The organism is Salmonella sp. 2018103, from assembly GCF_026247685.1.
Taxonomy (GTDB): domain Bacteria; phylum Pseudomonadota; class Gammaproteobacteria; order Enterobacterales; family Enterobacteriaceae; genus Salmonella; species Salmonella enterica.
In genome coordinates, this window is the sequence record NZ_CP111029.1 from 4,212,161 (window position 1) to 4,226,844 (window position 14,684).

The following is a 14,684-nucleotide window of genomic DNA, read 5'->3' on the forward strand; positions in this document are numbered from 1 at the left end:
GCAAAAAACAAGAGATTTATAAAATTTGGAACCTTTATCGAAAATGTGACCATAACAGGATGCCCCAGGTCATCAGGGCCACGAAAATAGACAGTAGCACCGCAGCCGATCCCATATCTTTCGCACGGCCGGAAAGCTCATGGTATTCAGAACCGATGCGGTCCACGACCGCTTCAATAGCGCTGTTGAGGATTTCAACAATCATGATAAGTAAAACGGAACCTATCAATAACACACGGGTAATCGCATCCACATCCAGCCAGCAGGCGATGATGACGCCCAGCAATACCGCGATACTTTCCTGGCGAAACGCCGCTTCGTGAGTCCATGCGGCGCGAAATCCTTTCCAGGAATATCCTGCCGCTTTGATAATTCTGGTGAATCCAGTGGTATTATTGGCCATCAAAAGAACCTTTTTACATTATTAACGTCAATGACATTATACGGTTGCCCTGCACGATTCGGACTGCCGTAACGCAGCGCGAAGTATGACGGGATACAACAGAAATTCGCTAAACTTTCTGATATCCTTGCACCGCATTTGCATTATTAACCAGAGGCTTTACATCGTTTATGTCCGGCTGGCCACGAATTTACTACAAATTACTGAATTTACCATTAAGCATACTGGTAAAAAGCAAGTCTATTCCGGCGGAACCCGCCCAGGAATTGGGGCTCGATACTTCTCGCCCCATTATGTATGTCTTGCCATACAACTCAAAAGCGGACTTACTGACGCTGCGGGCTCAATGTCTGGCGCACGATCTCCCGGATCCGCTGGAGCCGCTGGAGATCGACGGCGCGCTGTTGCCACGCTATGTATTTATTCACGGCGGACCGCGTGTCTTTACCTATTACACGCCAAAAGAAGAGTCGGTGAAACTTTTTCACGATTATCTCGATCTGCATCGGAGTAATCCGGCTTTGGACGTGCAGATGGTGCCCGTTTCCGTGATGTTTGGCCGCGCGCCGGGTCGTGAAAAGGGAGAAGATAACCCGCCTTTACGTATGCTGAACGGCGTACAGAAATTCTTTGCCATCTCCTGGCTGGGTCGCGATAGCTTTGTCCGATTCTCGCCGTCCGTCTCATTGCGTCGTATGGCTGATGAACACGGCACCGATAAAATCATCGCGCAGAAGCTGGCTCGCGTGGCGCGTATGCACTTTGCCCGCCAGCGCCTGGCGGCGGTTGGCCCACGCCTGCCCGCTCGTCAGGATCTGTTTAACAAACTGCTGGCCTCGAAAGCGATCGCCCGCGCGGTAGAAGACGAAGCGCGCAGTAAGAAAATCTCTCATGAAAAAGCGCAGCAAAACGCCATTGCGCTGATGGAAGAGATCGCGGCGAACTTCTCTTACGAGATGATTCGTTTGACCGACAGGATTTTGGGGTTTACCTGGAACCGACTGTACCAGGGGATTAACGTGCATAACGCCGAGCGCGTACGCCAACTGGCGCACGACGGGCATGAAATCGTCTATGTACCCTGTCACCGCAGCCATATGGACTACTTGCTCCTTTCTTATGTGCTGTATCACCAGGGACTGGTTCCGCCGCACATTGCCGCCGGTATTAACCTTAATTTCTGGCCCGCTGGCCCGATTTTCCGTCGTCTGGGCGCGTTCTTTATTCGTCGCACCTTTAAGGGGAATAAACTCTATTCCACCGTCTTTCGCGAATACCTGGGCGAGCTGTTCAGCCGCGGCTACTCCGTAGAGTATTTTGTCGAAGGAGGACGTTCGCGTACCGGACGTTTGTTAGACCCGAAAACCGGCACCCTGTCGATGACTATCCAGGCGATGCTGCGCGGCGGTACCCGTCCAATTACGTTAGTGCCTATTTACATCGGCTATGAGCACGTCATGGAAGTGGGCACCTATGCGAAAGAGCTGCGCGGCGCGACAAAAGAGAAAGAGAGCCTGCCGCAAATGCTGAAAGGCTTGAGCAAGCTGCGCAATCTGGGTCAGGGCTACGTTAACTTTGGCGAACCGATGCCGCTCATGACGTACCTGAACCAGCATGTGCCGGAGTGGCGCGAATCTATCGACCCTATAGAGGCCATACGCCCAGCCTGGCTGACGCCGACGGTAAATAGTATCGCCGCCGATCTGATGGTGCGTATTAACAACGCTGGCGCGGCAAACGCGATGAACCTGTGTTGTACCGCGCTGTTGGCGTCGCGTCAGCGCTCGCTCACCCGCGAGCAGCTCACCGAACAGCTTGATTGCTATCTCGATCTGATGCGCAATGTCCCTTATTCCACAGACTCAACCGTTCCTGCCGCCAACGCTGGTGAGCTCATCGCTCACGCGCTGCAGATGAATAAGTTTGAGGTCGAGAAAGACACCATTGGCGATATCATCATCCTGCCGCGCGAGCAGGCGGTGTTGATGACCTACTATCGTAACAATATCGCGCATATGTTGATTATGCCTTCGCTGATGGCGGCGATTATCACCCAGCATCGTCGCATTTCGCGTGATGCGTTGCAGCAGCATGTTGAAGCGCTCTATCCGATGTTAAAAGCGGAGCTGTTCCTGCGCTGGGAGCGCGAGGAGTTAGCCTCGGTCATCGACGCGCTGGCCAGTGAAATGCAGCGTCAGGGGCTAATTACCCTGCAGGATGATGAACTGCATATCAACCCGACGCATTCCCGTACGCTGCAACTGCTGGCGGCAGGCGCGCGAGAAACGCTACAGCGTTATGCCATTACGTTCTGGCTGTTGAGCGCCAATCCGTCCATCAACCGCAGTACGCTGGAGAAAGAAAGCCGTACCGTGGCGCAACGTCTGTCTGTCCTACACGGTATTAACGCGCCGGAGTTTTTCGACAAAGCGGTGTTCAGTTCACTCGTGTTGACGCTACGGGATGAGGGTTATATCAGTGATACGGGCGATGCCGAACCGGCAGAAACGATGAAGATATATCAGATGCTTGCCGATCTGATTACCTCTGATGTCCGTCTGACGATTGAAAGCGCGACGCAGAGCGAGTAAGCCAGTGCCTGAAATGCCCGATGGCGTAAGCTTATCGGGCAACTGATATGACGTATTGAAAATTTTGGCTTTGCAGGCCGGGTTCGCCCGGCATGACATCAGAAGTGCCAGTAACTCATCGCCAGCCCTAAAAATAGCACCAGGCCAACGTAATTATTGTTCATAAAGGCTTTAAAGCAGGCTTCACGTTCACGGTTCGCAATCAGTTTTTGCTGGTAGACAAACAGCGCGCCCGCCACCAGCACAGCCCAGTAATATCCCCATCCCAGACCATTCAACCAACCGATCAGCGCCATTAACGCCATGACGCCAAGCTGCAGAATCCCGATAATCAATGTGTCATAACGACCAAACAGGATCGCCGTCGATTTAATGCCTATCTTGATATCATCATCTCTGTCGACCATCGCATATTGCGTATCGTAAGCCACCGCCCAGAGAATATTGGCGAGGAACATCAGCCAGCAGCTCAACGGCAGGGATTCGCTCACCGCGGCGAACGCCATGGGGATTGACCAGCCGAAAGCGGCCCCCAGCACGACCTGCGGCAGGTGGGTGTAGCGTTTCATAAAGGGATAAACCCAGGCCAACGCCAGCGCCGCCACGGAAAGCAGAATCGTCATGGCGTTCAGCGTCAGCACCAACAAAAACGCCAGCAGCACCAGTACCACAAACAGGTTGCGCGCTTCTTTCTCTGTCACGGCGCCGCTGGGTAAAGGCCGGTTGACCGTACGTTTTACATGTCCGTCAAATTTACGATCGGCATAATCATTTACCACGCAGCCCGCCGCGCGCATTAACCACACGCCAGCGACAAAAACCGCCAAAATCCACAGCTGAGGCATACCCGGCGTCGCCACCCATAGCGCCCAAAGCGTCGGCCAGAGCAGCAGCAACGCGCCAATAGGCTTATCTGTACGCATCAAACGGTGAAACGCCAGCAGCTTACTCTGCGTCAGACTCCACTCCATCTTTATCTTCCTCTCAGTACAGCGGCGATGCAGGTAAAAAAAGCTCGGTAAGCAACAGTGGCTTTCCGCTCAACCGCAGTCGAGAGCGGCGCCCCCACAGCGTTGCATCGCGTCCAATTTCAATAAAATCGCGGGTCAGTGTCGATGATGTAAATAGATAACGTCCAAGCGGGGTTTTACCCAGATGTTGTAAGACCTGTTCAGGTCCGCACAGCGTGGATTCCGGTACCACGGTACGTCCGGCAAGCCAGGGCTCGCCGTCAGCGCAAAGCAGTATCTCACGTAACCAGTAACGGGATTCGGATGGCAGTAAACCTGATGCTTCCTCGACCTCACTTTGGCCGACAAACGCTTCCCGAATCAGCGTCACGCTTACCCGCTTTCCCTGCTGCTCAAAACGTTTAGTCATAGAATCTTCCAGCAACAGCCAGTCCAGCAAATGGGGTTCAAGCGCAGGAATCGCATCAAAATAGCGCAGCGCACGCAGTTGCGTTAACGCAGGGTGTGACATGCCTTACTCTCCGATTTATAACCTAAAGTCATTGTATCTCAGAAAAGACATTACGGGGGGCGCAATCACAATTAAGTGATCTGTTGCGCAACAAAAAAATAACAATTCGCATGAAATGATAAAAAAAAGGTGCGCCAGGAGACGCACCAGTTGCTGCAAAATCAGCACTGTGGGGAAACAATTACCCCTTGCCTTTTACACTGCTGATAAAGGTGGAACGGGCAGATGTCGATCCCAGACGTTCGGCCTCATCAAGCAGTTTCAGCGCTTTATCGACGTCGCCTTTCGCTACGGCATCCTTAATCGCTTTATTAAAGTAGCTTTCCGTATCGTTCAACATCGGTTCGCTTTTCTTCGGCGCGACTGGCGCTGGCGCAGCGACCGGCGCGGCGGTATTGCCTACCGTTACCGGCCCGGTACCGGACGAGCCAAACAACGGCCCGACCAATACGCTGGAGCTACTGTTGGTTTTCACCTTCAGTTTCACCACGCCGTCAGTGGTATGGCGAGCAACTGGATCGGGAATATCCGGGATAGAGTTACCGACGCCTTTGGCATAGGCTTTTGCCGGATCGAGCAGCGTAGTGGTTTGCTGAAGATCTTTTTCGGTCGTAAACACCAGAACATAGAGTTTCTGCTGCCCCAACGCAGGCGTCAGGCGCATCACGCCTTCCAGCCGGTCTGCGCTCATGACGCCCGGCTGCTGATAAGTAAAGTAACTGCTGGGGAAGAACGCCGAAGGCGTCATATTTTGGTCAAGAATCAACACGTTTGGCGCAAAAACGCTGGCTTGCTTATTGACCTCGCTGGTCAGAGTTAATGTCAGCTCGCCGATATTCGCCGGAACGCTATAAGCGGCGACCGGGCCGGTAATGCCGGCGACGTCAAGGCGCTGGCCCCCAGTCGCCAGTTGGGTAGACTGCGTTTTTGACTGATCTACAGGCGTCCAGGTTAATTGCTGTAGCGCAGCAGCAGGAATAGCAGGCGCGGCGCTGGTATTTTGCGGTACATAGTTCACTTCCGCCAGGCTGATACCCGGCACGCTGGCGAACAGCCCTGCGGTTAAACAGAGGGCGACGAGACTTTTCTTCATTTTCATTATTCTCACCTCAATAAGGCGGGTTCAGCGGTAGCCAGGCAATAGCGCGCCAACCCAAACATATCGCCGAATGGCGGCTGGCGCCTTATTCGGCTTACAAGCATCATCAGACCTGATGTTTCAGAGGGGCTTGCGCCCCTCGTTACGTCAGATGACCATCGTATTACCACCAGATTTCCATCTGGGCGCCGAAGGTCCACTCATCGCTATCGCCACGGCTGTTGGTGGAAATGCCGGAGTTAGTCGCTGCGGCATAACGGGAAATGTTATCGCCGTCTTTGATATAGCCCCATTTCTCATCCCATTTCGCGTAGGTGGCGAAAATACGGATAGCCGGACGCGACCAGATGCTGTCGCCCGCCTGCCACTGTTGCGCCAGGGTGATTTTATATTGATTGTTACGATCGCCGGTCTGCTGAGATTTCACGTTGTCGTAGCCGACTTCCAGCAGGGTACTCATGATTGGCGTCCACTTGTACATTGGACGTACGCCCACGGTCCACCACTCAGTACCCAGGTTATTATCCCAATCGATATTCTGGTACATACCGACGTACATCAAATCCCATTTATCACCAAGCGAGATGGCGCCATGATCCAAAATACGCCACATATCGCCATTATTATTGATGACCTTATTGGCATAATTAATTTTGGTTCCATCAGGCAATTCTTCAGTGAAAGATGAAGAACCGTCGGAACCACGCGCCTGGCCTTTACCCTGCGTGGTCATGGCATCGGTGGCATATTGCACGACAAACTTGTTATAGCCTTTCAACATGCTTTGCGTGTGTTCGGCGGTGAACATCCAGCCGTCTTTCGATGCCCCATCAGCCAGCTTATAACCATCGGTCGTATTGGCGCGACCGTAATCAACGCCCAGCTCCAGTACGCCGTCCGGGTTCGTTTGCAGACCAGCCAGACGTACGTCAAAGACGTCGTTAGCGGTATCTTTCACTTCATCATAAATATTCTGGCTGCTGAAGGTGTAAGAGCCGCCCGCTTCAGTAGAGCGGGTCGCCGCCAGTGAAAGCTTACCGAAGCCCAGATCGATATTTTCGATACCCGCGCCAGGACCTGAAATATCCCAGTAGTAGAAGTCGATCATGTGTACGTCATGACGCTGATAGAAGCGCTTACCGGCCCAGATGGTAGAGCCCGGCAGCCATTCAATCAGGTTTTTACCCTGCACGTTCGCTTCGCGGAAGGCGGGATCGGTCGATTCCCAGTCGTTCTGCTGGTTAACCGAATAGGCGACGTTGGTGTCGAAATAGAAGCTCTTATCGCCCTCTTTCCACACTTCCTGGCCCAGTTTCAGTTCCGCATAGGTTTCACATTCGTTACCGAGACGGTATTTACTTTGTGCACCGGTCACCTGGAAACACTGTTGTTCGCCGCCGCTTCCCGTCCAGCCAATACCGGAACGGGCGTAACCGTGGAAATCGACAGCCATTGCCTGAGCGGACATTACGCCCGCTGCGACAGCAACCGCCAGAGGGAGTTTGCGCAGAGTAATCATCATTCTATCTCCTGAGATCATTGCTTTTCTTTAAACGCTGCCACCTTCTAAAACTGCGAATGGTTTTGCGTTTCGTTTTTTTATGGAGGCCTTAAACACCCGGCTCTTGATGCAGACGACGACATGCGCTGCCATCCTCGCGGAACAGATGACAGCGCTCTGGCGGCAGGCCGATAGCGAATGTGGCGCCCTCTTCTACCAGCACCACGTCATTCTGGCGATAAACCAGGTTTTGACGGATGGCGGGGATCTGGATATGAATTTGTGTTTCATGCCCTAACTGCTCGACCACCTGGACTTCACCTTCCAGGGTGACATCGGCGATATCGCTCGGCAGCAGGTGTTCCGGCCGAATGCCTAAAGACATATTGGCGCCGACCTGCACGCCGCGACTTTCGACCGGCAGCCAGATTTGCTGGCGATTCGGCAGTTCGACCTGGACTTGTTCAATCGCGGTGGCGGTCACTTTCACCGGCAGGAAGTTCATCTTCGGCGAGCCGATGAAGCCCGCGACAAAGCGGTCCGCCGGATAGTGGTACAGCTCCAGCGGCTTACCGACCTGCGCGACGCGACCGGCGTCCAGCACCACGATTTTGTCGGCCAGCGTCATCGCCTCGACCTGATCGTGGGTGACGTAAATCATCGTGCGGCCCAGACGTTTATGCAGGCGAGAAATTTCAATGCGCATCTGCACGCGTAGCGCGGCGTCCAGGTTAGAGAGCGGCTCATCCAGCAAAAACACACGCGGCTCCGCCACCAGCGTGCGGCCAATCGCTACGCGCTGACGCTGCCCGCCGGAAAGCGCTTTTGGCTTACGTTCCAGCAGATGCGCCAGTTGCAGCACTTCCGCCACCTGGTTGACGCGTTGATTCATTACCTCTTTTTTGGCGCCCGCCAGCTTGAGGCCGAAAGACATGTTTTCTGCAACGGAGAGATGGGGATAGAGCGCATAAGACTGGAATACCATGCCCACGCCGCGCTCGGCAGGCGGAATATCATTCATACGGGTTTCCCCGATAAACAGGTCGCCACTGGTGATGGTTTCAAGCCCGGCGATCATACGCAGCAAGGTCGATTTACCACAGCCTGACGGTCCGACAAACACCACGAACTCCCCGTCATGGATATCGAGGTTAATATCTTTCGATACCACCACGTCACCCCAGGCTTTCGTTACATTTCGTAGCTGTACGCTCGCCATGCCCTTCTCCCTTCGTTACAACCTGTCATTGACAGCAACATTCATGATGGCCTGACTATGCGCGATCCCTGACTGGGGTAAATCCTCCACCCCCCGGCTTTTTTATGGGGGAGGAGGCGGGAGGATGAGGGCACAGCGCCTGAGACCACGGGCGCGGACAGAAAAGGAATTTCGTGATGCCGCCCGCAAAAATCGGCGTGTTTTTATGTGCGCCAGCACGCATTACTCACATTTATGTAACACAGATCACATAAAGCCGGGGTGGGGCGTAGGGGCGGGGAGGATGGAAAGAGGTTGTCGTATAAAGAAACTAGAGACCGTTAAACCACCTCTGTGTACATCACCAAAAAGGATGGGAGATATGAAGATTAAAACTGGCGTAGGCATCCTCGCATTATCCGCACTTACGACGATGATGATTTCCGCCCCGGCTCTCGCCAAAATTGAAGAAGGTAAACTGGTTATCTGGATCAACGGCGACAAGGGCTATAACGGTCTGGCCGAGGTCGGTAAAAAATTTGAGCAAGACACCGGCATTAAAGTGACCGTTGAGCACCCGGATAAGCTGGAAGAGAAATTCCCGCAGGTGGCAGCCACCGGCGACGGTCCTGACATTATCTTCTGGGCGCACGACCGTTTTGGCGGCTACGCGCAGTCTGGTCTGCTGGCGGAGGTCACTCCGGATAAAGCGTTTCAGGACAAACTCTATCCGTTCACCTGGGATGCGGTACGTTATAACGGCAAGCTGATCGCCTACCCCATCGCCGTTGAAGCCCTCTCCCTGATTTATAACAAAGACCTCGTCCCGAACCCGCCGAAAACCTGGGAAGAGATCCCGGCGCTGGATAAAGAACTAAAAGCGAAAGGGAAGTCGGCGATAATGTTCAACCTGCAAGAGCCGTATTTCACCTGGCCTTTGATCGCCGCTGACGGCGGTTACGCGTTCAAATTTGAAAACGGCAAGTATGACGTGAAAGACGTTGGCGTCGACAACGCCGGCGCGAAAGCGGGTCTGACTTTCCTGATCGATATGATCAAGAACAAAAATATGAGCGCCGATACCGATTACTCCATCGCCGAAGCAGCCTTCAATAAAGGCGAAACGGCAATGACCATCAACGGCCCGTGGGCATGGTCGAACATCGACAAGAGCAAAGTCAACTACGGTGTCACCCTGCTGCCGACCTTCAAAGGCAAACCCTCGAAACCGTTCGTCGGCGTGCTGAGCGCGGGGATTAACGCTGCCAGCCCGAATAAAGAGCTGGCGAAAGAGTTCCTCGAAAACTACCTGCTGACCGATCAGGGTCTGGAAGCGGTGAACAAAGATAAACCGCTGGGCGCTGTGGCGCTGAAATCTTTCCAGGAGCAGTTAGCGAAAGACCCCCGTATCGCCGCCACCATGGATAACGCCCAGAAAGGCGAGATCATGCCGAATATTCCGCAGATGTCCGCCTTCTGGTATGCGGTACGTACGGCTGTGATCAACGCCGCCAGCGGCCGTCAAACCGTGGATGCCGCGCTGAAAGATGCACAAAGCCGTATCACTAAGTAATGCCGCGAGCCTGTGCCGGATGGCGGCATAAATGCCTTATCCGGCCTACAACACACCGTAGGCCTGATAAGCGCAGCGCCATCAGGCACATCTCCGGCCAGGAAGTTTCAACGCTGTAGAGGAAAACCCCCATGGATGTCATTAAAAAGAAACACTGGTGGCAAAGCGACCAGCTTAAATGGTCAGTAATTGGTCTGCTGGGCCTGCTGGTGGGTTACCTTGTAGTTTTAATGTACGTACAAGGGGAGTATCTGTTCGCCATCATGACGCTGATTTTAAGCTCTGCTGGCCTGTATATTTTCGCAAATCGTAAAACCTACGCCTGGCGCTACGTTTACCCTGGCCTCGCCGGCATGGGGCTGTTTGTGCTATTCCCGCTGGTGTGCACCATCGCCATCGCCTTTACTAACTACAGCAGCACCAACCAGCTCACCTTTGAACGCGCCCAGCAAGTGCTGATGGACCGTTCTTATCAGGCAGGAAAAACCTATAACTTCGGTCTTTACCCGACCGGCGACGAGTGGCAACTGGCCCTCACCGACGGAGAAACGGGCAAACATTACCTGTCTGACGCATTTTCCTTCGGCGGCGAACAAAAATTACAGCTGAAAGAGACTGATGCCCTGCCGGGCGGCGAACGCGCCAATCTGCGAATAATCACCCAGAACCGTCTGGCGTTGAACCAGATAACCGCCGTCCTGCCGGATGAAAGTAAAGTGATTATGAGCTCGCTGCGTCAGTTTTCCGGTACCCGTCCGCTGTACACACTGGCTGATGACGGCCTGCTGACCAATAACCAGAGCGGCGTAAAATACCGGCCAAACAACGATAGCGGTTATTATCAGTCGATCAACGCCGACGGAAGCTGGGGTGATGAAAAACTCAGTCCTGGTTATACCGTTACTATCGGCGCGAAAAACTTTACGCGCGTCTTTACCGACGAAGGGATCCAGAAGCCTTTTTTCGCTATCTTCGTCTGGACCGTGGTCTTTTCGGTTCTCACTGTGGTGTTAACCGTGGCGGTTGGGATGGTATTGGCCTGCCTCGTACAGTGGGAAGCGCTGAAAGGTAAAGCTATCTACCGCGTCCTGCTGATTCTGCCCTACGCCGTACCGTCGTTTATTTCAATTTTGATTTTCAAAGGGTTATTCAACCAAAGCTTTGGCGAAATCAATATGATGCTGAGCGCGCTGTTTGGCATTAAACCTGCCTGGTTCAGCGACCCCAACACCGCGCGGGCAATGGTGATTATCGTGAATACCTGGCTGGGCTATCCCTACATGATGATCCTGAGCATGGGACTGCTGAAAGCGATTCCGGATGACCTGTACGAAGCCTCCGCAATGGACGGCGCCGGTCCATTTCAGAATTTCTTTAAGATCACCTTACCGCTGCTGATTAAGCCGCTAACGCCGCTGATGATCGCCAGCTTCGCTTTTAACTTTAATAACTTTGTCCTGATTCAGTTATTGACCAACGGCGGGCCAGACCGTCTCGGCACCACCACGCCTGCCGGTTATACCGATCTGCTCGTCAGCTACACCTACCGTATCGCCTTTGAAGGCGGCGGCGGTCAGGACTTCGGTCTGGCGGCGGCCATTGCCACGCTGATCTTCCTGCTGGTAGGCGCGCTGGCCATCGTGAACCTGAAAGCCACGCGTATGAAGTTTGATTAAGGGAGATAATAACAATGGCTATGGTCCAACCCAAATCTCAAAAATTACGTCTCTTCATCACGCACCTGGGGCTGCTGATTTTCATCGCGGCGATCATGTTCCCGCTGCTGATGGTCATCGCTATCTCGCTACGTGAGGGGAACTTCGCCACCGGAAGCCTGATCCCGGATAAAATCTCCTGGGAACACTGGCGGCTGGCGCTGGGTTTCAGCGTGGAACATGCGGATGGTCGGGTAACGCCGCCTCCCTTCCCGGTCCTGCTGTGGCTGTGGAACTCGGTGAAAATCGCCGGTATTACCGCCATCGGCATCGTGGCGCTCTCCACCACCTGCGCCTACGCTTTCGCACGAATGCGTTTTCCAGGTAAAGCAACACTGCTCAAGGGGATGCTGATTTTCCAGATGTTTCCGGCGGTTTTGTCTCTGGTGGCGCTGTATGCGTTATTTGACCGCCTGGGACAATACATTCCATTTATCGGTCTGAATACGCATGGCGGCGTGATCTTCGCCTATCTTGGCGGCATTGCGCTGCATGTCTGGACGATTAAAGGCTACTTCGAAACTATCGACAGCTCGCTGGAAGAGGCCGCCGCGCTGGATGGCGCAACCCCGTGGCAGGCATTTCGCCTGGTGCTGCTGCCGCTTTCCGTACCGATTCTGGCGGTGGTGTTTATTCTGTCGTTCATCGCGGCGATTACCGAAGTTCCGGTCGCCTCGTTGTTACTGCGCGATGTGGACAGCTATACGCTGGCCGTGGGTATGCAGCAATATCTCAACCCGCAAAACTATTTGTGGGGCGACTTTGCCGCCGCCGCCGTCCTTTCCGCTATTCCTATCACCCTGGTGTTCCTGTTGGCGCAGCGTTGGCTGGTCAACGGCCTGACGGCAGGGGGTGTGAAAGGTTAAGTCTTATCGAAGTACCTGCCCGGCAACGGGCAATGCCACTGCCCTCAACTTATGTTATCCCCACTTATGGTCGTATTTTGGCGCTCTTCGGAGCGCTTTTTTTATGTTATTTTGCATTGCTGTTACGATTATTTCCTTTCGTGGCCCCCATCACTGCAATTATATTTACCGCCTGAAAACAGACAAATTAAACAGAATTAAGATCACAGAAAAGACAAAACATAATTGCAATGTAAAAAATGATAATTGTTTTCCCTGCCTGTTAAATTCACCATCACGACACTGATCAAAAGAGCTGTATCCTCTAAGGCAGGTCTGAATGAACACCCACTATAATTCCCGCTATATTTTTTCCATTACCTTAGTCGCAACATTAGGAGGGTTATTATTCGGTTATGACACTGCCGTCATATCCGGAACGGTAGAATCCTTAAATACCGTGTTTGTCGCTCCGCAACATTTAAGTGAATCCGCCGCCAACTCGCTATTGGGCTTCTGCGTCGCCAGTGCGTTGATTGGCTGCATCATCGGCGGTGCGCTGGGCGGTTATTGCAGTAACCGCTTTGGTCGTCGGGACTCGCTGAAAATCGCCGCTCTGCTGTTCTTTATTTCCGGTATTGGCTCCGCATGGCCAGAATTAGGATTTACCACGATTAACCCAGATAATGCCGTACCTGTTTATTTGGCCGGATATGTCCCCGAATTTGTTATTTATCGCATCATTGGTGGTATTGGCGTTGGTTTAGCCTCAATGCTCTCACCGATGTATATTGCTGAACTGGCTCCAGCGCATATTCGTGGGAAACTGGTTTCCTTTAACCAGTTCGCCATTATTTTTGGTCAACTGTTGGTGTATTGCGTTAACTATTTCATTGCCCGCTCTGGTGACGCTAACTGGCTGAATACCGATGGCTGGCGATATATGTTTGCTTCAGAAAGTATTCCCGCCCTGCTGTTTTTACTGCTGCTGTATACCGTACCGGAAAGCCCGCGCTGGCTGATGGCACGTGGCAAACACGAACAGGCGGAGGGCATTCTGCGCAAAATTATGGGTAGCAGCCTCACTACCCAGGCCATGCAGGAGATCAACCAGTCTCTGGAGCATGGCCGTAAAACCGGCGGACGCCTGTTGATGTTTGGCGTGGGCGTGATAGTCATTGGCGTGATGCTGTCCGTCTTCCAGCAGTTTGTCGGCATTAACGTCGTGCTCTACTACGCGCCGGAAGTGTTTAAAACGTTAGGGGCCAGCACCGACGTGGCGCTCTTGCAGACCATTATTGTCGGCGTAATCAACTTGAGCTTCACCGTGCTGGCCATCATGACGGTAGATAAATTTGGTCGCAAACCGCTGCAAATTATTGGCGCATTGGGTATGGCTCTTGGGATGTTCAGCCTTGGCACCGCGTTTTACACCCAGGCTTCCGGGCTGATAGCGCTGCTGTCGATGCTGTTTTACGTCGCCGCATTTGCCATGTCCTGGGGACCGGTTTGTTGGGTGCTGCTGGCAGAAATCTTCCCGAACGCGATTCGTGGCAAAGCGCTCGCCATTGCCGTCGCCGCGCAGTGGCTGGCGAACTACTTCGTCTCCTGGACCTTCCCGATGATGGACAAAAATTCGTGGCTGGTTTCCCATTTCCACAACGGTTTCTCCTACTGGATTTACGGTTGTATGGGTATTCTGGCGGCGCTGTTTATGTGGAAGTTCGTGCCGGAAACCAAAGGCAAAACGCTGGAAGAACTTGAGAAGTTATGGACGCCAGCAGAAGAGAAAACGCCGAAAGCCGCCATACAATAAGCTGATTTATCGCCACGCCGTACGTCCGTTACGGTGTGGCGACGCCTATTCTCGCCGTAGTCGGTTCGAATTACATAACCACAACGTGATAACCAACAGGAGGATCGCCGCCGAATAGAGTAATACATCCATTGGCGTTTTATGATCGACAATGATCAGGCGCACAATCGCCGTGATCCCAATGTACACGAAATAGCGCAGCGGAAAGTGAAGGCCAGACTTAAAGTACTTCACAATCAGCGCAATAAATTCGAAATAAAGAAAGTAGATCACCAGCCCTTCCACCAGTTCATATTTGCTGGCTTGCTCAGGCACGAATAATGCATCCGCCAGATGCACCGTCTCTTTACCGAGAAAAACGACCAGGATCAGACCGAGGGTAAGCAGCCCCAAATTTAGTACGTTTTGTAAAATCGTGGCGATAAACTCAAGACGTGAGCGCGATAATGGCATCATAACAG

Annotated in this window: 12 protein-coding genes and 1 pseudogene; 5 read left to right on the top strand and 8 right to left on the bottom strand. The window is 53.1% G+C overall.

Going from position 1 to position 14,684, the window contains the following annotated elements; translation table 11 throughout:
• Nucleotides 1-34: 34 nt before the first annotated feature.
• Nucleotides 35-403 carry a diacylglycerol kinase gene (locus OLG56_RS20300; RefSeq protein ID WP_000002900.1) on the bottom strand — a complete coding sequence of 123 codons (369 nt, stop codon included), beginning with the start codon at nucleotides 401-403 and terminating at the stop codon, nucleotides 35-37.
• Between the two features lie 170 nt (nucleotides 404-573).
• On the opposite strand from OLG56_RS20300, the gene plsB reads away from it, so the two are divergent.
• A complete protein-coding gene (gene plsB, locus OLG56_RS20305; RefSeq protein WP_061377183.1) occupies nucleotides 574-2,994 on the top strand; it encodes a glycerol-3-phosphate 1-O-acyltransferase PlsB in 2,421 nt (806 codons plus the stop codon).
• Nucleotides 2,995-3,092: 98 nt separating this feature from the next.
• Here the strand turns inward: plsB and ubiA are convergent, their stop codons facing one another.
• From ubiA to malK, 5 genes are all read right to left on the bottom strand, one after another.
• Nucleotides 3,093-3,965: a 4-hydroxybenzoate octaprenyltransferase gene (ubiA, locus tag OLG56_RS20310; RefSeq protein ID WP_000455249.1), complete on the bottom strand. Its 873-nt coding sequence runs from the start codon at nucleotides 3,963-3,965 to the stop codon at nucleotides 3,093-3,095.
• A 13-nt stretch (nucleotides 3,966-3,978) separates the two neighbouring features.
• Nucleotides 3,979-4,476: a chorismate lyase gene (gene ubiC, locus OLG56_RS20315; RefSeq protein ID WP_000019219.1), complete on the bottom strand. Its 498-nt coding sequence runs from the start codon at nucleotides 4,474-4,476 to the stop codon at nucleotides 3,979-3,981.
• A gap of 181 nt (nucleotides 4,477-4,657) precedes the next feature.
• Complete coding sequence (malM, locus tag OLG56_RS20320; RefSeq protein ID WP_000782497.1) at nucleotides 4,658-5,575, bottom strand: maltose operon protein MalM; 918 nt, start codon at nucleotides 5,573-5,575, stop codon at nucleotides 4,658-4,660.
• Nucleotides 5,576-5,738: 163 nt separating this feature from the next.
• Complete coding sequence (locus OLG56_RS20325) at nucleotides 5,739-7,097, bottom strand: maltoporin (RefSeq protein WP_000973678.1); 1,359 nt, start codon at nucleotides 7,095-7,097, stop codon at nucleotides 5,739-5,741.
• An 88-nt stretch (nucleotides 7,098-7,185) separates the two neighbouring features.
• Entirely contained in the window at nucleotides 7,186-8,295 is a 1,110-nt protein-coding gene (gene malK, locus OLG56_RS20330; RefSeq protein WP_000179176.1) for a maltose/maltodextrin ABC transporter ATP-binding protein MalK, read from the bottom strand.
• Between the two features lie 361 nt (nucleotides 8,296-8,656).
• On the opposite strand from malK, the gene malE reads away from it, so the two are divergent.
• Nucleotides 8,657-9,847, top strand: coding sequence for a maltose/maltodextrin ABC transporter substrate-binding protein MalE (gene malE, locus OLG56_RS20335; RefSeq protein WP_000695415.1), 1,191 nt, complete (start codon nucleotides 8,657-8,659; stop codon nucleotides 9,845-9,847).
• Here the strand turns inward: malE and OLG56_RS22415 are convergent.
• Nucleotides 9,796-9,936, bottom strand: a pseudogene (locus OLG56_RS22415) (hypothetical protein); the annotation flags it as partial. The gene malE and the pseudogene OLG56_RS22415 overlap by 52 nt on opposite strands.
• 42 nt (nucleotides 9,937-9,978) lie before the next feature.
• On the opposite strand from OLG56_RS22415, the gene malF reads away from it, so the two are divergent.
• The 3 genes from malF to xylE all read left to right on the top strand — a co-directional run bounded on the left by malF (nucleotide 9,979) and on the right by xylE (nucleotide 14,223).
• Entirely contained in the window at nucleotides 9,979-11,523 is a 1,545-nt protein-coding gene (gene malF / locus OLG56_RS20340; RefSeq protein ID WP_061377184.1) for a maltose ABC transporter permease MalF, read from the top strand.
• Nucleotides 11,524-11,537: 14 nt separating this feature from the next.
• A complete protein-coding gene (gene malG / locus OLG56_RS20345; RefSeq protein WP_001252081.1) occupies nucleotides 11,538-12,428 on the top strand; it encodes a maltose ABC transporter permease MalG in 891 nt (296 codons plus the stop codon).
• A gap of 319 nt (nucleotides 12,429-12,747) precedes the next feature.
• Complete coding sequence (gene xylE / locus OLG56_RS20350) at nucleotides 12,748-14,223, top strand: D-xylose transporter XylE (RefSeq protein ID WP_001091898.1); 1,476 nt, start codon at nucleotides 12,748-12,750, stop codon at nucleotides 14,221-14,223.
• A 45-nt stretch (nucleotides 14,224-14,268) separates the two neighbouring features.
• Here xylE and psiE read toward each other — a convergent pair whose 3' ends face one another.
• On the bottom strand, nucleotides 14,269-14,679 hold the full coding sequence (gene psiE, locus OLG56_RS20355) for a phosphate-starvation-inducible protein PsiE (protein ID WP_000982752.1): 411 nt from the start codon (nucleotides 14,677-14,679) through the stop codon (nucleotides 14,269-14,271).
• Between the last annotated feature and the right edge of the window lie 5 nt (nucleotides 14,680-14,684).

What these genes read in the sequence shown, in the direction of transcription:
- OLG56_RS20300 (WP_000002900.1), bottom strand. Translation starts at nt 403, where the DNA reads ATGGCCAATAATACCACTGGATTCACCAGAATTATCAAAGCGGCAGGA.
- plsB (WP_061377183.1), top strand. Translation starts at nt 574, where the DNA reads ATGTCCGGCTGGCCACGAATTTACTACAAATTACTGAATTTACCATTA.
- ubiA (WP_000455249.1), bottom strand. Translation starts at nt 3,965, where the DNA reads ATGGAGTGGAGTCTGACGCAGAGTAAGCTGCTGGCGTTTCACCGTTTG.
- ubiC (WP_000019219.1), bottom strand. Translation starts at nt 4,476, where the DNA reads ATGTCACACCCTGCGTTAACGCAACTGCGTGCGCTGCGCTATTTTGAT.
- malM (WP_000782497.1), bottom strand. Translation starts at nt 5,575, where the DNA reads ATGAAAATGAAGAAAAGTCTCGTCGCCCTCTGTTTAACCGCAGGGCTG.
- OLG56_RS20325 (WP_000973678.1), bottom strand. Translation starts at nt 7,097, where the DNA reads ATGATGATTACTCTGCGCAAACTCCCTCTGGCGGTTGCTGTCGCAGCG.
- malK (WP_000179176.1), bottom strand. Translation starts at nt 8,295, where the DNA reads ATGGCGAGCGTACAGCTACGAAATGTAACGAAAGCCTGGGGTGACGTG.
- malE (WP_000695415.1), top strand. Translation starts at nt 8,657, where the DNA reads ATGAAGATTAAAACTGGCGTAGGCATCCTCGCATTATCCGCACTTACG.
- malF (WP_061377184.1), top strand. Translation starts at nt 9,979, where the DNA reads ATGGATGTCATTAAAAAGAAACACTGGTGGCAAAGCGACCAGCTTAAA.
- malG (WP_001252081.1), top strand. Translation starts at nt 11,538, where the DNA reads ATGGCTATGGTCCAACCCAAATCTCAAAAATTACGTCTCTTCATCACG.
- xylE (WP_001091898.1), top strand. Translation starts at nt 12,748, where the DNA reads ATGAACACCCACTATAATTCCCGCTATATTTTTTCCATTACCTTAGTC.
- psiE (WP_000982752.1), bottom strand. Translation starts at nt 14,679, where the DNA reads ATGATGCCATTATCGCGCTCACGTCTTGAGTTTATCGCCACGATTTTA.